General features: G+C 67.0%; 18 protein-coding genes. 7 read left to right on the forward strand and 11 right to left on the reverse strand.

The features are described 5' to 3' along the window. Positions 1–19: 19 nt before the first annotated feature. Complete coding sequence (locus OXM58_10150) at positions 20–1,120, reverse strand: Rieske 2Fe-2S domain-containing protein (GenBank protein MDE0148723.1); 1,101 nt, start codon at positions 1,118–1,120, stop codon at positions 20–22. 241 nt (positions 1,121–1,361) lie between these two features. Here OXM58_10150 and OXM58_10155 point away from each other — a divergent pair, with 241 nt between their 5' ends. Then, positions 1,362–2,720: an FAD-dependent oxidoreductase gene (locus OXM58_10155; GenBank protein MDE0148724.1), complete on the forward strand. Its 1,359-nt coding sequence runs from the start codon at positions 1,362–1,364 to the stop codon at positions 2,718–2,720. Positions 2,721–2,757: 37 nt separating this feature from the next. Here the strand turns inward: OXM58_10155 and OXM58_10160 are convergent, their stop codons facing one another. The 4 genes from OXM58_10160 to OXM58_10175 are packed head-to-tail and all read right to left on the reverse strand — an operon-like array spanning position 2,758 to position 7,305. Beyond that, positions 2,758–3,516: a 3-oxoacyl-ACP reductase FabG gene (locus OXM58_10160; protein ID MDE0148725.1), complete on the reverse strand. Its 759-nt coding sequence runs from the start codon at positions 3,514–3,516 to the stop codon at positions 2,758–2,760. Beyond that, the gene (locus tag OXM58_10165; GenBank protein ID MDE0148726.1) at positions 3,513–5,927 is read right to left on the reverse strand and encodes a xanthine dehydrogenase family protein molybdopterin-binding subunit; all 2,415 of its coding nucleotides are present in this window, start codon (positions 5,925–5,927) and stop codon (positions 3,513–3,515) included. The genes OXM58_10160 and OXM58_10165 overlap by 4 nt, the downstream gene beginning before the upstream one ends. Further along, the gene (locus tag OXM58_10170) at positions 5,924–6,406 is read right to left on the reverse strand and encodes a (2Fe-2S)-binding protein (GenBank protein MDE0148727.1); all 483 of its coding nucleotides are present in this window, start codon (positions 6,404–6,406) and stop codon (positions 5,924–5,926) included. The genes OXM58_10165 and OXM58_10170 overlap by 4 nt, the downstream gene beginning before the upstream one ends. Continuing rightward, positions 6,406–7,305, reverse strand: a complete 900-nt coding sequence (locus OXM58_10175) for a xanthine dehydrogenase family protein subunit M (protein MDE0148728.1) — start codon at positions 7,303–7,305, stop codon at positions 6,406–6,408. The genes OXM58_10170 and OXM58_10175 overlap by 1 nt, the downstream gene beginning before the upstream one ends. A gap of 235 nt (positions 7,306–7,540) precedes the next feature. Between OXM58_10175 and OXM58_10180 the strand changes: the two genes are divergently transcribed. After that, on the forward strand, positions 7,541–8,434 hold the full coding sequence (locus OXM58_10180; protein ID MDE0148729.1) for an NAD(P)-dependent oxidoreductase: 894 nt from the start codon (positions 7,541–7,543) through the stop codon (positions 8,432–8,434). Here OXM58_10180 and OXM58_10185 read toward each other — a convergent pair. Together OXM58_10185 and OXM58_10190 are read right to left on the reverse strand one after the other, a co-directional pair. Beyond that, a complete protein-coding gene (locus OXM58_10185; GenBank protein ID MDE0148730.1) occupies positions 8,421–9,626 on the reverse strand; it encodes a CoA transferase in 1,206 nt (401 codons plus the stop codon). The two genes, OXM58_10180 and OXM58_10185, sit on opposite strands and share 14 nt — an antisense overlap. A gap of 103 nt (positions 9,627–9,729) precedes the next feature. Then, positions 9,730–10,365 (reverse strand): glutathione S-transferase family protein, encoded by a 636-nt coding sequence (locus OXM58_10190; protein MDE0148731.1) that lies wholly within the window; start codon positions 10,363–10,365, stop codon positions 9,730–9,732. A 345-nt stretch (positions 10,366–10,710) separates the two neighbouring features. Here OXM58_10190 and OXM58_10195 point away from each other — a divergent pair, with 345 nt between their 5' ends. Next, a complete protein-coding gene (locus OXM58_10195; protein ID MDE0148732.1) occupies positions 10,711–11,832 on the forward strand; it encodes a TRAP transporter substrate-binding protein in 1,122 nt (373 codons plus the stop codon). Positions 11,833–11,868: 36 nt separating this feature from the next. On the opposite strand, the gene OXM58_10200 is transcribed toward OXM58_10195, so the two are convergent. Together OXM58_10200 and OXM58_10205 are read right to left on the reverse strand one after the other, a co-directional pair. Next, positions 11,869–13,230 carry an SAF domain-containing protein gene (locus OXM58_10200; GenBank protein ID MDE0148733.1) on the reverse strand — a complete coding sequence of 454 codons (1,362 nt, stop codon included), beginning with the start codon at positions 13,228–13,230 and terminating at the stop codon, positions 11,869–11,871. A gap of 5 nt (positions 13,231–13,235) precedes the next feature. Then, complete coding sequence (locus OXM58_10205; GenBank protein MDE0148734.1) at positions 13,236–14,060, reverse strand: phytanoyl-CoA dioxygenase family protein; 825 nt, start codon at positions 14,058–14,060, stop codon at positions 13,236–13,238. Between the two features lie 125 nt (positions 14,061–14,185). On the opposite strand from OXM58_10205, the gene OXM58_10210 reads away from it, so the two are divergent. From OXM58_10210 to OXM58_10220, 3 genes are all read left to right on the forward strand, one after another. After that, complete coding sequence (locus OXM58_10210) at positions 14,186–15,109, forward strand: NADP-dependent oxidoreductase (GenBank protein ID MDE0148735.1); 924 nt, start codon at positions 14,186–14,188, stop codon at positions 15,107–15,109. Between the two features lie 89 nt (positions 15,110–15,198). Beyond that, positions 15,199–15,768 carry a hypothetical protein gene (locus OXM58_10215; GenBank protein ID MDE0148736.1) on the forward strand — a complete coding sequence of 190 codons (570 nt, stop codon included), beginning with the start codon at positions 15,199–15,201 and terminating at the stop codon, positions 15,766–15,768. 4 nt (positions 15,769–15,772) lie between these two features. After that, positions 15,773–16,063, forward strand: a complete 291-nt coding sequence (locus OXM58_10220) for a hypothetical protein (GenBank protein MDE0148737.1) — start codon at positions 15,773–15,775, stop codon at positions 16,061–16,063. A 75-nt stretch (positions 16,064–16,138) separates the two neighbouring features. On the opposite strand, the gene pcaF is transcribed toward OXM58_10220, so the two are convergent. Next, positions 16,139–17,344 carry a 3-oxoadipyl-CoA thiolase gene (pcaF, locus tag OXM58_10225; protein MDE0148738.1) on the reverse strand — a complete coding sequence of 402 codons (1,206 nt, stop codon included), beginning with the start codon at positions 17,342–17,344 and terminating at the stop codon, positions 16,139–16,141. An 889-nt stretch (positions 17,345–18,233) separates the two neighbouring features. On the opposite strand from pcaF, the gene OXM58_10230 reads away from it, so the two are divergent. After that, positions 18,234–19,145, forward strand: a complete 912-nt coding sequence (locus OXM58_10230; GenBank protein ID MDE0148739.1) for a TauD/TfdA family dioxygenase — start codon at positions 18,234–18,236, stop codon at positions 19,143–19,145. A 12-nt stretch (positions 19,146–19,157) separates the two neighbouring features. On the opposite strand, the gene OXM58_10235 is transcribed toward OXM58_10230, so the two are convergent. Then, complete coding sequence (locus OXM58_10235) at positions 19,158–19,601, reverse strand: hypothetical protein (protein ID MDE0148740.1); 444 nt, start codon at positions 19,599–19,601, stop codon at positions 19,158–19,160. Positions 19,602–19,613: the final 12 nt, after the last annotated feature.

Raw genomic sequence — 19,613 nt, forward strand, 5'->3', positions numbered from 1 at the left:
TCGCAGCGCCTCTCGCCGTTCAGCGGGTGCGAGGGGCCGGCTGTTTCTCCGTGCCGACGGAAAGCCCATCCGCCGCTCGGGAGTCGCAGAACTGGCCGTCCGGATAGAACTGCTTGCAATAGCGCCGGTATTGTCCGATCGGGCCGTCCGAAGCGCAGAGCATGGGGCGCGGCCGGTACCGTTTCCGGCCCCAGATCGCGACGTCCTGCAACACGTCGTGCTTCTGGGCCGCCATGATGATCTTGTTCATGATCCGCGTGCGCAGGCGCGGCGGGAGAAAGCGCATCCCGACGATCGGCCGCTTCGGCCCGAGCAGTTGCCGGACCTGGCTGACCAGCGTCATTTCGACGAGGTCGCCGTCGATCGGCGTTGCGAGCACCCACAAGCGGGTATCCATGCCGATATTGTGTTCGCGGACCTCGACATACGAATAGCCGAAGCCATGCACATGGGTGACGGCGGACACGTCGTAGGCGAAAATCTTTATCCCGGCGACGGTCTGGGTTCGCTTGAAGTCGAAGCAGCTCTTGAGCCACGCGCCGTCGACCGATACTGGCTCGACCCCGCTTACGCTGTTATAGCCGTGGACATAGCGCAGATGCCCGAGATCGACGGAATTTTCCGTCGTTTCCTGGGGGTGGCCGGAGAACCGGACGCTCCAGGCTTCCATTCCGCACCAGTCGGAGCCGGCCGGCGGCGCTTCCGGAAGGTCCCATTGCGGCGGCCGGCCGCCGCTGCTCCACCAGGCGAAGATCAGGCCGAGAATATCGCGGGTCTCGAACACCTTGAGCCTGGCGGACCTGGGCGCCGGCGCATAGGGCGTGGCGACGCACTGGCCGGTGGCATCGAATTCGAAGCCGTGAAACGGACATACGAGGCAGCCGTCGCGGACCCGCCCGCCGGCTTCGGGACCCAGATCGGAGCCCATATGCGGGCAGGTCGCTACGGCAACGCAGACGTCCCCGTTGTCGTTGCTCCAGACGACGATCCTTTCGCCGAGCCAGGTTTTCTGGAGCAGCTTTTCCTTCCCGATCGTTTCGCGACGGGCGACGAAATACCAGCCCTCCGGAAACGGAAAAAGCTCGGCGGAGACAGTGTGCTCGTTCGGGTCGGTTTTCATTTGCCGCGGATTTGCCCCACTCCGAAAACTGCAGTTCCGCCGGCCGAACGGCCGGCTCGACCGCAGGGATATCGGGGCATGTATGGTATCGGGCAGTACAGGGCAATCGAATCCGGGCGGGAAATGAAAGTCCCGGACTCCCGGGACATCGGGCCCGCATCTTCCGAAGTTCGGGAGTGAAGCCCGCACGCGGACGATGGTAAGGGTAGGTAAAGCCACAAGCGATGCGAGGTCTGCGGCGATGCCGAGACGGGTTGCCATTGTCGGCGGAGGAATCTCGGGGCTGGGGGCTGCCTGGGCGCTGCATCGGCACCCGGACCGCTTCGAATTCCGGCTGTTCGAGGCGCAGGATCAGGTCGGCGGCAACGCGGTCACAGCCGACATGCCGCAGGACGACGGCACCGCGATCCCGTTCGATATTTCCGTCACGGCGTGCATACCGTCGGTATACCACCACATTCTGCTTCTCATGCAGCAGCACGGTATCGAGCTGGTCGATACCAGATTCAGCTACAGCGTGAAGTATCGCGGCGCCATCTACGCCCACGATTTCGATTCGGACATCAGGAGGCAATTGCAACCGGAAATCGAGAAATTCCAGAGGCTCTTGCGGCGTCTGAAATGGTTTGGCCGGCTCAACCGGTCGAGATCCCGGCTGCTCAACGCGCTCAACCCCTTCAACTATGTCAGCATGGGAACCGTTCTCAACTTCGGCAGGTTTTCCGGCGATTTCAGGTACAAGATACTCAAACCCATGTTCGTCAACTTCCTGATGGCGACGAACGTGTTCGACATGCCGGCGTCCCTTTTTGCCCGGTATCTGGAGTTTTTCGATATCGAAACCGCAACCCCGATGCAGACCTGGGACCGCGGTACGCGGCGCATTTACGAAAATCTTTCGGCCGAATTCCGGGACAGGATTTACCTGGGCCGGCCGGTTCGGAAAGTTTACCGGCGCCCCTCCGGCGTCGTCGTGGAGGATGAAAACGGAAACGAAGAAACGTTCGACGATGTCGTTTTCGCGTGCAACGCGAACCAGACGCTGATGATCCTGGATAAACCGACCTTACTGGAGAGCTGGCTTCTCTCTTCGATCCGCTACGAGAGCGAACTGCACAACCATACGGTCGTTCATTCGGACGCCTCGGTTCTTCCGGACAACGAGGCCCGGCCGCTCGCCACCCGGAGCAACCATATCGAGCAGTATGGCGCCCGGCCGGACAACTACGAAATCACCTACATCATGCACAATCAGCAGCCCTGGGCGAACCTGTCGGACAAGCCCTGCCTGGTGACCTACAACCCGATCAGCCGGATCGACGACAACAAGATTGTCAAAAGATGGTGGTTCCAGCACATCGTGCACGACGTGCGGCACATCGCATTCCTGATCCACCTGTTCCGCTTCGTTCAGGGCAAACGGCGAACCTGGCACTGCGGCGCCCATACGCTCATCAACAGTCAGGAGACCTGTTTCGTGACCGGACTCGTCACGGCAAGGCAGATGGGCGCAGACTACCCGTTCCGGGATTCCGAAGCGCGGAATTGGTTCAACTTTTACGGGCGCACGATGTACGGCTGGCGCTTCCGGAAGGCGTGAGCCGGGGCCCGTACGGGCTGGGCCGCCCGGACGGACTCTATCCCACCATGGAGTAGCCGCCGCTGATGCTGAGAATCTGTCCGGTGATCCAGCCCGCGCCGCCCGACGCCAAGAAGACGATGGCGGGCGCGACGTCCTCGGGCGTGCCGATCCGGCGCAGGGGATATTGCCGGACGATCTTCTCGCGGTTCTTTTCCAGCCAGTCCGGGTCGGTGTGGGTGGTCTCGACATAGCCGAGCGCGACCGCGTTGACCGTGACGCCGGACGGGCCGAACTCCTGCGCCAGCGACTTGGTGAGCGACAGCACGCCCCCGCGCGCGGATGTCGTGACCGAAAGGGCCTTCCCGCCGATCCGCGCGGAATCGCCGGCGAGGTTGACAATGCGCCCGCCGCCCTGCTCGACCATGCGGGCGCCGACCGCGCTGCAGCAATGGATCACGCCGTAGAGGCCGACGTCGATCTGGCGTTTCCATTCCTCCGGTCCGGTGTCGAGGAAGCGACGCGGCTCGACATAGCCGGCGTTGTTCACCAGCACGTCGATCCGGCCGAAGTCGCCGACAATCGCCTCGGTCATGGCCTGGACAGACTCGAGGTCGGCGACATCCGCCTGGTAGGCCTTGGCCTTCCCCCCGTTCTCGGTAATTTCACCGACCACGCTGCCGGCGGCGTTTGCCGACCGGTTGTAGTTCACGGCCACGGTCGCGCCCTCCGCAGCGAAGGCCAGCGCGGTCTCGCGGCCGATGTCCCGGGCGCTGCCGGTGACCAGGGCGACCTTGCCTTCCAGATCGAGATTCATTTGCGGGTTCTCCCTCGCATGGTTCGACCCTGCAGATCGGGGCGGATCAGGCGGAAGAGCCGGTCCGGCGTGATCGGCAATTCGTTGATTTGAGCGTTGCAGGCTGATAGCGCGTCGGCGACCGCATTGGCAATGGCGGCAGGCGCGCCGATGGTACCGCCTTCGCCCATACCCCGGTAGCCGCCCAGGGTTGACGGCGATTCCGTCTCCAGGTGAATCACCGCCATGTCCGGAATTTCGGCGGCGGAGGGAACAACATAGTCGACGAAGCTGCCGGTCAGGATCTGGCCGCTTTCGTCGTGAATGACCTCCTCCAGCAGCGCCGCGCCGATGCCCTGGGCGACGCCGCCGTGGACCTGCCCATCGACGATCATGGGGTTGACGATGCGCCCGCAATCCTCGGCAACGACATAGGTCCGCACCGTCACCCCGAAGGTTTGCGGGTCGATCTCGACTTCGGCAACATGGGTGGCCGCCGTCGCCGTGCCGAAAAAGGGGTCGTAGGTCGCGCTGGCGCTGAGGTCGAGCGATTCGCGCGCCTCTTTCGGGATACGGCGCATTTCCGTGTAGAAGGCCCGCGCCAGCTCCGGAAGTGTGATCGCCGAATCCGTCCCGGCGACCGAAATCGCGCCGCCGCGCACTTCGATATCGGCTTCCGCAGCCTCCAGGATGTGGGACGCCGCCTTGACAACCTGGGCCCTGAGCGACCGGGCCGAGAGCGTCGCCGCGCCGCCGGCGAGAACCGTGCTGCGGCTCGCATAGGTGCCGGTGCTGTGCGCCACGGCCGCGCTGTCGCCGTGAACGATCTCGACGTCCTCGATCCGGACGCCGAGTTCCTCGGCGACGATCTGGGCGAGCGTCGTCTCCAGGCCCTGGCCGTGGGAGGCGATGCCGAAGGCCGCCGTCACCGCGCCGGTCGAATCGATCTCGATCGTCGCGCGCTCGGTGCCGGTGTTGATCGGCATGCCCGGCGCCGCCGAGATGCGCGAGCCGATGCCCGTCAGCTCCGCGTAGGACGCAATCCCGATGCCGACCAGCCTGCCCCGCTCCCGCGCCGCCGCTTGCCCGGCCCGTCGTTCCGCATAGCCGAACCGGTCGAGCGCCGAACGGAGGCAATCCTGGAAACCCGCGCGGTCCCAGACGATTCCGGAGCCGGACTTGTAGGGAAACTCCTCGTCGCGCACCAGGTTCCGTGCCCTCACCTCCGCAGGGTCCATATCCAGCCGCCGGGCCGCCATGTCGACCAGCCGCTCCATGACGAAGGTCGAGATCGGCCGGCCGACCCCGCGATACGGCCCCGTCGGCGCCTTCGAGGTCGCGACCGCGCGGACCCGCCCGCGGTAGTTCGCGATCCGGTAGGGACCGGGCAGGAAGCTCACGACCTGGACGGGCTCCAGCGACGCCGTCCAGGGATAGATCGAATAGGCGCCGATATCGCCGACGACATCGGCCTCCAGCGCAAGGAACTGCCCGTCCGCGTCCAGCGCCAGTTTCGCCCGGACGATCTCGTCGAAAGCCTGGCTGGTCGCCGTCAGGTCTTCCATGCGGTCGCCCGTCCATTTGACCGGGCGGCCGAGGCGCATGGCGAGCGCGCAGACGACGACTTCCTCCGGATAGAGCGAGGCCTTGGCGCCGAAGCCGCCGCCGACATCCGGCGCGACGACCCGCAGGCGGTGGCCCGGCAGGTCGAAAATCTCGGCCAGCGCGTCGCGCAGCAGGCCGGGCACCTGGGTCGTCCCGTGGAGGGTCAGCGCCTGCCGGCCGGCGTCGAATTCGGCGAGGTAGCAGCGGTTCTCGATCGCCGCCGGCGTCTTGCGCCGGATACGGAACCGGTCTTCCACGACCAGCGCGGCGCCCGCCATCGCCGCGTCGACATCGCCCCGCGCGAACTCCCGGGCCGCGATGAGGTTGGTCCCGGCCTCCTCGTGGAGCAGCACCCGATCGTCGAGCGCCGCTTCCGGATCGGCCGCGTCCGGCAACGGATCGTAGTCGACGGAGACCAGCGCGGCGGCGTCCTCGGCGAGATAGCGGTTCTCCGCGACCACGGCCGCGACCGGTTCGCCGACATAACGCACCTTCCCGCGCGCCAGCGGCACGAACTCGGTGGCGCGGTAGTCGGGCATGTTCGAGGTCGCGCGGATCGGGCGCGCGACGGCGTCGATATCCGCGGCGGTAAAGACGCCCACAACGCCCGGCGCCCGGCGGGCTTCGGCCGGATCGATCCCGGCGATGCTGGCATGGGCCCGGTCGCTCCTGCAGAAGGCGACATGGACCGCACCGGCGGCCTTGCGGTCGTCCGTATAGCTGCCCCGGCCGGTGAGCAGCCGCGGATCCTCGCGCCGCTGCACCCGCGCACCGACGATGCCGGGCCGGGCCGCCTCCGCCACGCCTGCCGGCGTGTTCCTGCTCATCCGGTGTCGTCCCCGCGGGCCGCGGCCGCCTCGCGGATGGCGTTGACGATGTTTACATAGCCGGTACAGCGGCAGAGGTTTCCGGAAAGCCCCTCGCGAATCTCGTCGTCCGTGGCGAGCGGATACTTGGCCAGAAGGTCGAGCGCCGTCATCAGCATGCCCGGCGTGCAGAAGCCGCATTGCAGGGCATGATGCCGTCGGAAACTCTCCTGCAGCGGATGGAGCGCGCCGATCTCGCCCAGCCCCTCGACCGTGCGGACCGAGGCCCCGTCGCACTGGACGGCGAAGGTCAGGCACGACCGGGCGCTGTCGCCGTCGAGCAGCACCGTGCAGGCGCCGCAGACCCCGTGTTCGCAGCCGACATGGGTGCCGGTCAGCCCCAGCTCCTCGCGCAGGAAGTCCGAGAGCAGGCGGCGCGGCTCAACCCGCCGCTCGTATCGGACGCCGTTCACCGTCAGCGCAATGTCGATCCGTTCCATCATGCCGCTCCGCCGCCGGCGCGGCCCTCCGCGCGGGCCCCCGCGCGGACCCAGGCGTCGCCCAAGGCGCGTTCGGCCATGACGCCCGCCAAATGGCGCCGGTATTCGGCCGAGGCATGCAGGTCGTCGTCCGGATCGATGCCGCCGCGCACGGCCTCGACGGCGGCGGCGACCGCGTCGGGCTCGAAGCCGGTACCGGTCAGCAGCGCTTCGGCCGCCGTGGCGCGGACCGGCGTTTCTCCGACACCGAACAGCGCGATCCTGACCTCTTCAGCCCGGCCGGCCGATCCGGTCACGGTCGCCGCGGCGCCGGCCAGCGCGAAATCGCCGTGCCGGCGCGCGAATTCGCGGAAGCCCCATCCGGTGCCCGGCGGCAGCAAAGGAAAGTCGATCCGCGTGACGATCTCGCCGTCATCGAGCGCCGTCCAGAGCGCGCCTTCGAAGAACGACCCGGCTTCGACGACGCGTTCGCCGCCGCAGCTTGCCGCGTGGATTCGCGCGTCGAGCAGCACGGCCAGCGCCGGCAGCTCCGCCGCCGGGTCCGCGTGGCACAGGCTGCCGCCGATGGTCCCGCGGTTGCGGATCGCCAGATGTGCGACATGCCCCATCGCCGCGGCGAGAACCGGGAAGCGCTCGCGGATCAGGGGCGAGGTTTCGAGGGAACGATGCCGGGTGAGCGCGCCGACGCGGACATGGTCACCGGCCTCCTCGATCGCGTCCGGTGGCGCGATCCTGCGGATGTCAACCAATACGGCCGGGCTGACGAGGCGGAAATTCATCATCGGCACGAGGCTCTGGCCGCCGGCGATCGGCCGCGCGTCGTCGCCGTATTCGGCCAGCCGGGCTGTCGCCTCATCGACCGTCTCGGCCGCAACATATTTGAACGCTGGCGGTTTCATCTGCGCTTGCCGCGATTTGCCTGTGGCGCAATTCGGGAGATCGTTCCGGGGAATCCCGGCGCAGATTGTTGCGGATCGGACGCCGGTCTATCGACCGAACCGATGTCGCATGCCGGGCCGGATCGGCTTCGGCGCGATTGCGCCTTGAACCGGACCCCGACCGGCCCCGATAATCCGCGCAGGCCCGCCGCGCAAAATGACAGATCGGGCCGGAACACCGGACGACGAGCGAAGCATGAGCGATTCATCGAACACGGAACCACGGAAGGTCGCCTTCCTCGGCCTCGGGGTCATGGGCTACCACATGGCGGGACATCTGGCGAAAGCCGGCCACGAGGTGACCGTCTACAACCGGACGGCGTCGAAGGCCGCACAGTGGGCCGGGGAGTTTGCCGGAACGACCGCCGCGACGCCGGCCGCGGCGGCAGCCGGCAACGGGATCGTGTTCGCCTGCGTCGGCAACGACGACGATGCGCGCGCGGTCACGATCGGCGCGGACGGCGCGTTCGAGGGGATGGGCGACGGCGCGGTCTTCGTCGATCATACCACCGCTTCGGCCAACGTCGCGCAGGAGCTGGCGGCGGAAGCGTCGAACCGGGGCCTCGGCTTCATGGATGCGCCGGTCTCCGGCGGCGAAGCCGGCGCGGTGAACGGCGTGCTCACGGTCATGGTCGGCGGCGATCCGAAGGTTTTCGACCGCTGCCGGGGCGTCATCGACAGCTATGCGCGCGCCGTGACCCTGCTCGGCCCTGTCGGCTCCGGCCAGCTCACGAAGATGGTCAACCAGGTCTGCATCGCAGGGCTGGTGCAGGGCCTGTCCGAGGGGCTGAACCTCGCCATGCGCTCCGGGCTCGACGCGAAGCTGGTGCTGGACGTGATCTCGAAAGGGGCCGCCCAGTCGTGGCAGATGGAGAACCGCGGCACCACGATGGTCGACGACGAATTCGAGTTCGGCTTCGCGGTCGACTGGATGCGCAAGGATCTCGATATCTGCCTCGCCCAGGGGCACCGCGTCGGCGCCCTGCTGCCGGTGACGGCGCTGGTCAACGAGTTCTACGCCCGGGTCCAGGCGCGCGGCGGCGGGCGGTGGGATACCTCCAGCCTGATGCGCCTGCTCAGCAATCCGTAGCCGGCCCCCGGAACGCCAGAACGCCGTCTTCGGCAAGGCGCGCGATCTCGGCTTGCGAATATCCGAGTTCCCCGAGGATGGCGCGGTTGTCGGCGCCCAGGAACGGCGCCATCGCCGCGACGGCCGCCGGCGTCCGGTCGAAGCGCGCCGCGGGCCGGGGCTGGCGCACCTTGCCGAGCACGGCATTGTCGTGGATCTCGATGGTCCCGTTGGCTTCGATCTGGGCATCGTCGAGCAGCTGCCAGCGGGTCAGCACCGGGGCGGCGGGTACATCCTCGCGGTCGAGCCGCGCCAGGATGTCCCCGCTCGGCCATTTTTCCATTTCCGCGCCCACGATGTCCCGGCGCGCCGGCCGGTTCTTCGCGCGCGCGCCGGCGGTCGCGAAGCGTTCGTCCTCCAGCAGGTCCTCGCGGTCGAGCGCCCGGCACATGCCCTGCCATTCGGAGTCCGAGACCGCGCCGGCCGTGATGTGGCCGTCGGCGGTCTTGTAGACGAGATCGAGGCCCATCTGGCCCTCGGCCGGATCGGATTCGCTGCCGACGTAGCTCAGGCTGGAAATCGCCTCCGGCCAGAGATAGGCCACCATGGTATCGAGCATGGCGAGGCGGACATGCTGGCCCTCGCCGGTCTGCGAGCGCGCAAACAGCGCCGCCGTGATCGCCTGGGCCGCGGCAACGGCGGTGGTCTTGTCGGGAATGATCGTGCGCACCATGCGCGGCTGGCCGGTCGCATAGTCGGTCTGGACGTCGGCGAGCCCGCACAGCGCCTGTATCACCGGGTCGTAGACCCGCTGATGGGCATACGGGCCGGTTTCGCCGAAGCCGCTGATCGACACGAAGATGATGTCGGGCCGGAGTTCGCGGACGACATCTTCGCCCAGGCCCATCCGCTCGATCGCGCCCGGGCGGAAGTTCTGCACCAGGACGTCGGCGGTCGCGGCCAGCCTCCTGACCGCGGCAAGGCCCTCGGGGCGCTTGATATCGAGTGCCAGGCTGCGCTTGCTCCGGTTGCACGACAGGAAGGAGGCCGACATGCCCCGGCTCATGCTGCCGACGTGGCGCATGTGGTCGCCCCGGGGCGATTCGATCTTGATGACGTCCGCGCCCTGGTCCGCCAGCATCATCGTCGCTATCGGTCCCGAAACCATCGTGGTCAGATCGAGAATGCGCACGCCGTTCAGGGGTCCGGTCATCCGTCGGCTCCGTCTGTTAGAGTTTCCCAGGTGTCTGGCGGACTGCCGCCAGCCGGTTTCCGCGACGGGTCTCAGGGAAAACGGGTCTCAGGGGAAACGGGTCTCAGGGGAAATTGATTTCGCGGGCGCGCCGGTAGGCCGGCCGCTCGATGATCCGGTCGCGATAGGCCATCAGCAGGTCGGGAATCGGGATTTCCAGCGTCAGCGCATAGTCGAGGCTGGTCACCATCAGGATGTCGGCGACGCTCATGCCCTCCGGCATCAGCGAGTCCATGCCGTCGGGAAACTTCTTCATCATGCCGTCGATCTGCTCGCAGAAATAGTCCCTGGCCGATTCGACGGCGTGCGGCGCCTCGCCGTAGATGTGCGCCAGTTGCAGGTGCCGCCGGATCAGGTAGAGCGGGTGCGCGTCCAGTTCCGTCATGACGAAGAAACACCATTCGTTCAGCGCGGCGCGGCGCGCCCGATCCTCGGGCACGAAAAAGCCTTCCGGCGCCGGGAAGGTCTCGCTCAGATAGTTGGCGATGGCCGCGCTCTCCGCCAGGACGAACGGGCCGTGCTCGATCACCGGGACCTTGTGCCGGGGGTTCAGGCGCAGATATTCCTCGGTCAGGGTCTCGCCGGTGCGCGGCCCGATCGGGCGCAGGTCGTAGTCGACGTCCATTTCCGCGAGCATCCAGTGCGCGCGCATGGTGCGGGCAGTCCCGATTCCCCACACCCTGAGATCGTTCTTCGACATTATTGCGTTTTTCCTCTCGCAGAGCGGCCATGCAGCGTTGAACGGGGCAGGATGACCGGGCAGGTCCGATACCGTATCGGGCGGCGTCGCCGGCGGCGCATTCTCCGGCCCGCATTTTCCGACCCGGGGGCGCACGAACCGTCACGCAAGCGTTGAACCGGCTCTCAAACTGCCCCATCGCGGCGGGCCGATCAACGGTCCGGCGCGCCCCGTGGGGCATTGCGGATCGGCAGGGAAGCAGGAAATTGCCGCGGCTTCCGGCAAAGGGTGCAACGGAGTCTCGCTGCACTCGAAATGCGCGCCCACATCGGCTAAGTACAGACGTTCACCCTTGAGGCATGGCCCTTGAACCCGTTCTTTATCCGAATCGTCACCGTCTCCATCATCTGCCTCGTCGCCGGCGGTGCGGCCGGCCGTTACCTGCTCTCGCCCTGGCCGCAGAGAATCATCGTGCGCGAAACGGTCGAAAAAAAGCCGGACTTCAAGGCCCCGGAATCGGTCTATCTGAAATGGACCATGGCGAGCGCCTTTCGGGGCGACACGCCGCAGTTCGGCACCCTGGGCAGGAGCTTCACGACGAAACTGCGCCGGGCGTCCGCCGGCGCCATGCAGATCGGCTTCGCCGAACCCGGCCAGCCGATCGCGGCCGAAAAATGCTTCGAAGCCGTGGTGGACGGCAAGGTCGAGACCTGCTGGTCCACACCGGGCTACTGGACGTCGACCGAGAAGGCGCTGGCCCTCTTTTCCGGCGTGCCGTTCGGGCCCGACGCACAGGAATACCTGGCCTGGTACTACTATGGCGGCGGCGAGGAACTGCTCGACGAAATCTATGGCGGGCATGGGCTGAAATCCGTTCTGTGCGGCGTCACGGCGGCGGAGGGCGGCGGCTGGTTCCGCGAGGAGATCGTTGGCGCCGGGTTCTTCAAGGACAAGAAGATCCGGATTTTCGGCCTGGGAGCCCGGGTGATCGAGAAACTGGGTGCAACCGCAGTGCGCCTCAACGCGGAGGAAATTAAGAAGGCGCTGGAAGCAGGGCAGATCGCAGGCGCGGAATATTCGATCCCGCTGATCGATCTGAACCTGGGCCTGAATACGGCGGCAAAGTTCTACTATGTGCCCGGCTGGCACAAGCCGGCGACCCTGCTGGAACTGCTCGTCCGACGCGGTGTCTGGAACGGTCTTGCCGACGCGGCCAAGACCACGATCAGAAATGCCTGCGGCGACACAATCCGCGAGGGCCTGGCAGAAGGCGCCTCGCACCAGCCGGCAGCCATCCGCGAGCTGACCGCCAAGGGAGTCGAGATCAGGAAATTCCCGAAAGACGTGCTGAACGCCCTCGAACTGGCCTGGCAGAAGGTGGCCGAAGAGGAGAGCACGGCCAATCCCCTTTTCAAGCGGGTCTGGCGGTCGCTGATCTCCTTCCGGGCGGAATACCGGCTGTGGGACAACAAGAGCCGGCTACCCTGATTGCGGCACGGCGCGCGACGCCGCAGTCTCAAGTGACTATTCCGCGGCCTGAAGCAGGGCAGGCCGGCAGCTTTCCTCCATCTCGCGGCGCACCTGCACGGCCGGATGGGCGCTGTCCGCCGCAACGTCCGACCAGCGCACGACCTGCCCCTTCGCCACGGGGTTCACCAGGCGGACATCGTGGGTCAGCCCCATCGGAAAGGCGCCTTCGGCCAGCGAGCGCGCTGCGGGCATCAGGTGGCCGGACACCGTGTAGCCGCCCTCCCCGTCGAGCATCTCCCCGGCTCTCAGATCGCGCTTGGCGACCGCGACGGCATCCGCGCGCCAGCCGGTCGCGGCGCCCGTTGGCTCGCCGCGCAGGGCGACGCTGGCGACGCTGATGCCCAGTTCCAGCCCGATCAGGTGCCAGCGCTTGTACAGGGCGGCGTAGCGGCCGCTGTCGTCGGTCTGGACGCCGTATTCCATGAAGCAGCGCGCGACGTAATCGGTATCCGCCTCGAAGGCGACGAACACGCCGAAACGGATGTCGTAGTCGATGACCCGGCCGTCCCGGTGCAGCGAGGATATGACCTCGACCTGGCCCTTGTGGTCGAGCGCGCCGCCCTCGGCGCGCGGACGGCAGACATTGGGAATTTCATCGATCCGGGCCGGCGGATAAGCCAGGCCGTCGGGCGCCGGCGTCAGGCCGGTGGCGTTGGCGACCGCCGTGCTCTCGATCGCCGGCTTGGTGCCGTCGAGGAAGGAGGTGAACATTTTCGGGTTCAGCCCGCCCTCGGCCGCCTGTTGCGGCGTCAGTCCATAGCCGTCCCAGACATTGTCCGGCGTGTAGAACTGGAACTCGGGCAGCCATTTGTGGCCGCGGCCCGCCGCGGTCACGTCGAAGCCGCTGGCGCGCGCCCAGTCGACCAGGTCGCAGATCATCGCCGGCTGGTCGCCGTAGGCGAGCGAATAGACGATGCCGGCCTCGCGCGCCTTTTCGGCGAGCATCGGGCCGGCCAGCGCGTCGGCCTCGACATTGACCATGATTATCGACTTGCCGTGGCGGCACGCGAGCAGGGCGTGATGCACGCCGGACGGCGGATCGCCGGTCGAATCGATGATGAGGTCGATCGCCTCCTCGCGGAAAAGCGCCTCGACGTCATCGCCGATCCATGTCGCGCCCGATTGGAGCGCCGCACCGCAATCCGCCGCCGCAAAGCGCTCCGCGGGCCAGCCGATGCGGGCCAGACTTTCCCGCGCCCCGGCCGGATTCAGGTCCGCGATGGCGGCAATGTGGACGCCCGGCGTGCGCACCGCCTGGGCCAGGTACATCGAGGCGAACTTGCCGCAACCGAGAATCCCGACGCGGACGGGGCTGTCCTGCGCCTGACGCTCCAGCAGGAGGCGGTGAAGGTTCACGCCGCCTATTCCGCCGCCACCTGGATCCCGCTTTCGTATTCCGCGAACGGCGTCATCGGCGCGAGCAGACAATCGTCCGGCAGCGGCTCGATGGGCGCGAAATCGCGGTGGGCAATCCACTCCGGCCGCTTGAAGCGCCGGATATGGTTCTCGACGTGGCACAGCGACAGGTAGACGATGGTCCGGCCCCAGGGCGACAGGTTGGGCGAGGAGGCGTGCACGATGTTGCTGTGGAACATCAGCACGCTGCCGGCCGCGCCCTTGGCCGAATAGATGCCGCCGCGTTCCGCCAGTTCGCTCACCTTCGCCTTGTCGAGCGTCCAAAGCGGATAGCTGGTCGTCTCGATATCGTGGCCGGCCTCGTAGACGCCTTCACGGTGCGAGCCGGGGATGATCCACAAGGGACCGTTGAATTCCGTCACCTCGTCGACGAACAGTGCGATGTTCATCGCCCGGGCTTCCGGCATCAGGTCGTCGCGCGACCAGGTGCCGTAATCCTGGTGCCACTGCCAGACGGCGCCGTCGAAGGCGACCTTGGCGTTGACCTTGTACTGGTGCATGTACACCGGGCCGTCGAGCAGTTGCATCACAGGCTCGACCAGGCGCGGATGGCGGCCGAGCCGCCGGAAGGCCTCGTGGTAGCAGTGCGCCGCAAAGCCGGTGCGCGGCGAGACGCCGTCCAACTCGCGCACCACTTCCTTTCGGTCCATGGCGTAGACGTCTTCTGCTCCCTGCCGAAGGACATCTGCCTCCTCGGTGGAAAACAGGTTGGGCAGCATGAGGTAGCCGGTCTCGTGGAACCGGTCGATCTGGTCTCGCGTGAGCTTCATCGTCGTGCGCCCTTTGGACATCTGGGCCGGCCGGAACGGGTTAGGGCAAAGGATAGGCGCGCGGCGCACGGGATTCAACGCCGGTCACGCCGAAAACTGCGGATTCAGCTTTGGCAGCGGGGACCATGAAAGCGGCGTATATCGAGGAACAGGGCGGCCCGGAGGTTCTGCGATACGGCGACCTGCCCGACCCGCAGGCGGGGCCGGGCGAGATCGTGGTGGATGTCCATGCCGCCTCGATCAATGCGGCGGACTGGAAGGTGCGCTCCGGCAGCTACGCGAAGCTGACCCGGTTTCCCTACGTCCTGGGGCGGGATTTTTCGGGCGTCGTCGCGGAAACGGGCGCGGGCGTAAGCGACCTTGCGCCGGGCGATCCCGTCTTCGGCGTGCTCGACGCCGGCCAGGAAGGCGCCTATGCCGGGAAGGTGGCGGTCCGAGCCGATCTGACGGCGCGGAAGCCGGAGGGTTGGTCCCATGAGGAAGCCGTCGCCCTGGCGCTCGCCGGGCTTACAGCCATCGTCTCGCTCGAAGAAACGCTGAAGCTGGAGGCCGGCGAGACGATCCTGATCCAGGGCGGCGCCGGGGGCGTCGCGGGCTTCGCCATCCAACTCGCCAAGCATCTGGGCGCCACCGTTGTCACGACGGCGAGCGCGGCGAACCACGACTATGTCAGGGGTCTGGGCGCCGACCGGGTCATCGACTACCGCGCGCAGGACTTCACGGAGGAAATCTCCGGCGTCGACGCCGTGTTCGAGACCGTCGGCGGCGATGTCGCCCTGCGGTCCTTCGATGTGCTGCGGCCCGGAGGGCGGGCGGCGTTCATCGCCTCGGGCGGGCAGGCGCCGAAGCCGCCGCGCAGCGACGTGACTGCCCTTCGACCCAACGTCGCCCGGGCCCGGCGCCATATGGAGCGGGTCGCCGAACTGGTCGCCGCCGGCGCCGTGACTATCCCGCCGGTCCGCACATTCCCGCTCTCCCAGGCCGCCGACGCCCACCGCGTCAGCGAGGGCCGGCACCTGCGCGGCAAGCTGGTGCTCACGGTGCGGTAAGGTTGCTTGATTTCGCTCCCGGACCGCGCCAGATAATTCGCCATCGCCAAACGATCCTTCCCGGCCGGCCGGAACGGAGCGGTTAAGCCATGGCCATTGCATCCGAGCCTGTTTCGCCGACAAGCAATGCGATCCGGAATGTCGGGCGGGTGCTGCCTTGGCTGGCCGAATTTCCGGAAAGCCCCGATCGTTCGCGATTTACGCCCGATTGTCTCCTGCGGTCCCCGGACCGGGAGACCCGGAGAGCCGTAACCGAGTTGGAACGTAATCTTGGCGAACGCTACCGATCCATCAATGCCGCCGTCATCACGATGTTGGACAAGCTCCGGGCCGAGGTCGAAGCAGCCCCGCCCGGCATGGTAATGGACCCCGATGGAGTCGGCGTTCAGGCGTTCGAGGAAACGGAAGAGTATTTTCGCAGCGAATGCGACGAACTCGGCGCAATCCGTGGCGCGCTGGAGCATTCAGGAGGATCGGGCGAGCACGGGAAGGAGATATTCCACGAACTGGACCGCCTGGAAGACCTGCTGTCTCAAATCGTCCAGCGATGTCAGGACATTCGCTGGCGTCTCATGATCAATGACGGCGCTCTGGCGCCGACCACCGGAAAGACTTTCGCATCGGGCGCGGAACTGGTCTCGTCGTTGACGAGCGATTGATTCCGTGAATGTGCCGGTCCCGAAAGTTCGGGCTTTCGAGGAACCGGCCGGACAGTTCCGGCTGCAGGTGAGACGGCTGCCCCAGCCAATGCAGCGAGAATTCGCAGCCGTCATCGACGAATTGCTCACGGGTACGCTGCCGCCCGGACGGCGCTTTGAGAAATTGCGGGGTGGGACCGATCTTTATTCGGTCCGACTAAGTCGGCAATATCGTTTTGTTTTTCAGATTTTGGAAAACGGGAACGCGAAGCCGGTGGCCGTCGGCCCGCACGACCAGGCGTATCGCTCGGCCTAGCGCTACACAGCCATTCGCATAAACGAAACCCGCCGTCTCCGGGGCAAGCTGATGCTTACGGTGCGGTAGGCGCCCCTACACCCGCTCGATCACCATCGCGATGCCCTGGCCGACGCCGATGCACATGGTGCAGAGCGCGTAAGCGCCGCCGCGGCGTTGCAGTTCGCGCGCCGCCGTCGCGACCAGCCGGGCGCCGGACATGCCGAGCGGGTGGCCCAGCGCGATGGCGCCGCCGTTCGGGTTCACATGTTCCGCATCGTCCGGCACGCCAAGCATACGCAGCACGGCAAGGCCCTGAGAAGCGAAGGCCTCGTTGAGTTCGATCACGTCCATGTCGTCGATCTTGAGGCCGAGCCGGGCCAGCAGCTTTTCCGAAGCCGGCGCCGGCCCGATGCCCATGATGCGCGGCGGCACGCCGGCGGTCGCCATCCCGGCGACCCGGGCGAGCGGCTCGAGGCCGTAGTCTTCGACCGCCCGTTCCGACGCGACGAACATCGCCGCCGCCCCGTCGTTGACGCCCGAGGCGTTGCCCGCCGTGACGGTGCCGCCGTCGCGGAACGGCGTCGGCAGGCCGGCCAGCTTCTCGACCGTCGTGCCGGCGCGCGGATGCTCGTCCTTGTCGACGACGACCGGATCGCCCCGGCGCTGCGGAATCGTGACCGGCACGATTTCCGACGCCAGGGTCCCATTCTCCTGGGCCGCAACCGCGCGCGCCTGGCTGCGCGCCGCAAAGGCGTCCTGGTCCTCGCGCGAGACCTGGAATTCCTCGGCGACATTCTCCGCCGTCTCCGGCATCGAATCGGTACCGTACTGCTTCTTCATCATCCGGTTGACGAAGCGCCAGCCGATCGTCGTGTCGTAGATCTCGGCCTTGCGGGAGAAGGCCGTGTCCGCCTTGCCCATGACGAAGGGTGCGCGCGACATGCTCTCGACGCCGCCGGCGACGGTGAGTTCGGCCTCGCCGGTCCGGACCGCCTGGGCGCAGATCCCGACGGCGTTCATGCCCGAGCCGCACAGCCGGTTGACCGTCGCGCCGGGCACGGTTTCGGGCAGGCCGGCGAGCAGCAGGCTCATACGCGCCACGTTGCGGTTGTCCTCGCCGGCCTGGTTGGCGCAGCCATAGACCAGGTCGTCGATGGCTTCGGCGTCGACCGCTCCGTTGCGCGCCATGAGCTCGCGGATCGGCACGGCGCCGAGATCGTCGGCGCGCACCGCGCTCAGGCTGCCGCCGTAGCGGCCGATCGGCGTGCGCACGGGATCGCAGATATAGGCTTCGGGCATGGTCGGGATCCTCCTGGGGCAGCGGGTTCATCGCGACTTCGGGGTGCCGCCGCCGGTCGGTCCGTCATATCGGCCGAACGTCGCTTTCCTGCAACCCCCAAGGATTCCTCTGCGAAAGGGTGTGCCGGCAACGGAGGGGGACGGGCCGGATGCCGGAAAGCAGCCGGATTTTGAATAAATGTTCAATATCAGTTTCCTAAGTCTTTGAAATTGCTGAATTTTTGAATTAGACAGACCGTTCTAAAAAATATGTTTTTTTGCGCCCGGCGACCTTAACCCATTGAAATCATTGGAAATACGCCTCTCGGAAGTGCGCAAAAACACTTTCGATAGGAATTTTTCCAGCCTCCTGGGCGAGTGGGAGCGCCGGGCGACACCGGGGCAGCACCGCCAGGCAGGATCGGGGGCACGATGGCCCGGCGGAATCGGAGGGTCGAACCGGAGGATCGAAGCAGGAAGGGTGGAAGGATCCCGCAGGGTCCCCCGCCTGTTTCTTCGTTTGCTTCTTTATTCGGGGGGATGTCGGCCGGCCGCGGCAGGCGCACTTCGGGCGTTGACAGGGCCGATATAGGGCGCGGAACCTGCCGTGTCAAGGAAAATTATCGAAAAAAAGGAAATAATTTTGAAAGACCGACCTGGCGAACCCCGCCGTCTGGGGTGCGCAGGGCGGCAAGGACGGAAGGGCGCGCAGGATCGCGTTGCCCGCCGTGCGGCTTTTCGCAGAGGAATCCTTGGGCGACCGCCGATCGACCGCAGACCGGACACGGCAGTCGTTCGCCGGATGCTCCGGCTATCGAAGCGGGCTCCGTCGGCTGCTTGCCCCCGCACTCTGCTTGGCGCTATCGTTGCCCGGCACCCGCGAGAAGGGCGATCCGTTGGGGCCTGGGCGATGACGGTTGAAATCTGGCCGGTAACCGAGAGCTTTGCCGCCGAAGTCGGCGACGCCGACCTGTCGAAGCCGTTGTCGGCGGCGGACTGGCGGACCATCGAAGACGCCTTCCATCAATTCGCCGTACTGATCTTTCCCGACCAGCGGATGACCCAGGAGCAGCATGTCGATTTCGCCCGGCGCTTCGGGCCGATCGACCCGTCGATGATCGTCGATCTCGACGGCGTCAAGCCGCGGGTGCTGACCGACATCGCCGACGTCTCGAACCTGATGCCGGACGGCGCGATCTGGAGCGCGGACAGCCGCCTGCGCGGCTTCCAGGCGGGCAACCAGCTCTGGCACACCGACAGTTCCTTCAAGGAAGTGCCGGCCAAGGCTTCGCTCCTGTTCATGCGCGCGATACCGCCGGTCGGCGGCCAGACCGAGTTCGCCGACATGCGCGCGGCGTGGGACGCCCTGCCCGACGACCTGAAAGCGCAGGTCGAGGGCCGCATCGCGCGCCACGCCATCGCCTATTCCCGGGCGCGCCAGGGCTTCGAGATGTCCGAGGACGAGAATACCGCCCTGCCGGCGGTGCCGCAGGCGATGGTCCGCCATCACGGGTACAGCGGCCGCACGGGCCTTTATCTGGCGTCCCACGCCGGGCGGATCGACGGCATGGCGGACGACGCGGCGGCCGAATTGCTGCAGCGGCTGATGGATCACGCCACCCGGCGTCGGTTCGTTTACAGCCACCGCTGGCGGGCCGGCGACCTCGTCATGTGGGACAACCGCTGCACCATGCACCGCGGCCTGCCCTACGACGACCTGCGCTGGCCGCGCGACGCCCAGCGCGCAACCGTGCTCGATGTCGCCCCGACCTGGGAACAGGAGGGCCTGACGCCCGGCGCGATGGCGGTTGCCGCCGAGTAGCGGGACCGCGGGCTACGCGGGTCCGGCCGCAGCCGGCGGCGGAACCCCGAGGCGCAGTTCGGCCGGGGTCCAGCGTTCGCGGCGGCGGGCGCGGCGGCCGCCGGCGGTCTCCCGGCCATAGGAGGTTGCGGCGCCGGGCCGGCCGTGGTGGGCCGTGGCGCGCAGGTTGAGGGTCGCGAAGCCGCCTTCTGCTTCCTCCGCATAGGCGCCGATATAGACCCCGCATCGGCCGCACAGGAGAAACTCCGCCGTCTGCAGGCCGAAGCGATAGCGGACGAGACGATCCGGGTCCGCCACGAAGATCGCCGCCCGGCCCTTCGGGTCGGAAACGCAGCGCGTGGCGTGCGCGCGGCAGAAGGAACAGTCGCACTCGCGCGGCAGAAGGGTCTCCCAGGTCAGGGCTGTCTCGAGCGCGAAGCCGAGATTGCCGCAATGGCATCGTCCGTCGATCCGCATGGCATCGCCCCG

Source organism: Rhodospirillaceae bacterium (assembly GCA_028819475.1).
Taxonomy (GTDB): Bacteria; Pseudomonadota; Alphaproteobacteria; order Bin65; family Bin65; genus Bin65.

Bases quoted from the DNA above. Each gene is read 5' to 3' on its own strand.
- OXM58_10215 (MDE0148736.1), top strand. From the start codon at position 15,199: ATGGCCATTGCATCCGAGCCTGTTTCGCCGACAAGCAATGCGATCCGG.
- OXM58_10175 (MDE0148728.1), bottom strand. From the start codon at position 7,305: ATGAAACCGCCAGCGTTCAAATATGTTGCGGCCGAGACGGTCGATGAG.
- OXM58_10165 (MDE0148726.1), bottom strand. From the start codon at position 5,927: ATGAGCAGGAACACGCCGGCAGGCGTGGCGGAGGCGGCCCGGCCCGGC.
- OXM58_10180 (MDE0148729.1), top strand. From the start codon at position 7,541: ATGAGCGATTCATCGAACACGGAACCACGGAAGGTCGCCTTCCTCGGC.
- pcaF (MDE0148738.1), bottom strand. From the start codon at position 17,344: ATGCCCGAAGCCTATATCTGCGATCCCGTGCGCACGCCGATCGGCCGC.
- OXM58_10230 (MDE0148739.1), top strand. From the start codon at position 18,234: ATGACGGTTGAAATCTGGCCGGTAACCGAGAGCTTTGCCGCCGAAGTC.
- OXM58_10155 (MDE0148724.1), top strand. From the start codon at position 1,362: ATGCCGAGACGGGTTGCCATTGTCGGCGGAGGAATCTCGGGGCTGGGG.
- OXM58_10160 (MDE0148725.1), bottom strand. From the start codon at position 3,516: ATGAATCTCGATCTGGAAGGCAAGGTCGCCCTGGTCACCGGCAGCGCC.
- OXM58_10190 (MDE0148731.1), bottom strand. From the start codon at position 10,365: ATGTCGAAGAACGATCTCAGGGTGTGGGGAATCGGGACTGCCCGCACC.
- OXM58_10150 (MDE0148723.1), bottom strand. From the start codon at position 1,120: ATGAAAACCGACCCGAACGAGCACACTGTCTCCGCCGAGCTTTTTCCG.
- OXM58_10205 (MDE0148734.1), bottom strand. From the start codon at position 14,060: ATGAAGCTCACGCGAGACCAGATCGACCGGTTCCACGAGACCGGCTAC.
- OXM58_10185 (MDE0148730.1), bottom strand. From the start codon at position 9,626: ATGACCGGACCCCTGAACGGCGTGCGCATTCTCGATCTGACCACGATG.
- OXM58_10210 (MDE0148735.1), top strand. From the start codon at position 14,186: ATGAAAGCGGCGTATATCGAGGAACAGGGCGGCCCGGAGGTTCTGCGA.
- OXM58_10235 (MDE0148740.1), bottom strand. From the start codon at position 19,601: ATGCGGATCGACGGACGATGCCATTGCGGCAATCTCGGCTTCGCGCTC.
- OXM58_10170 (MDE0148727.1), bottom strand. From the start codon at position 6,406: ATGGAACGGATCGACATTGCGCTGACGGTGAACGGCGTCCGATACGAG.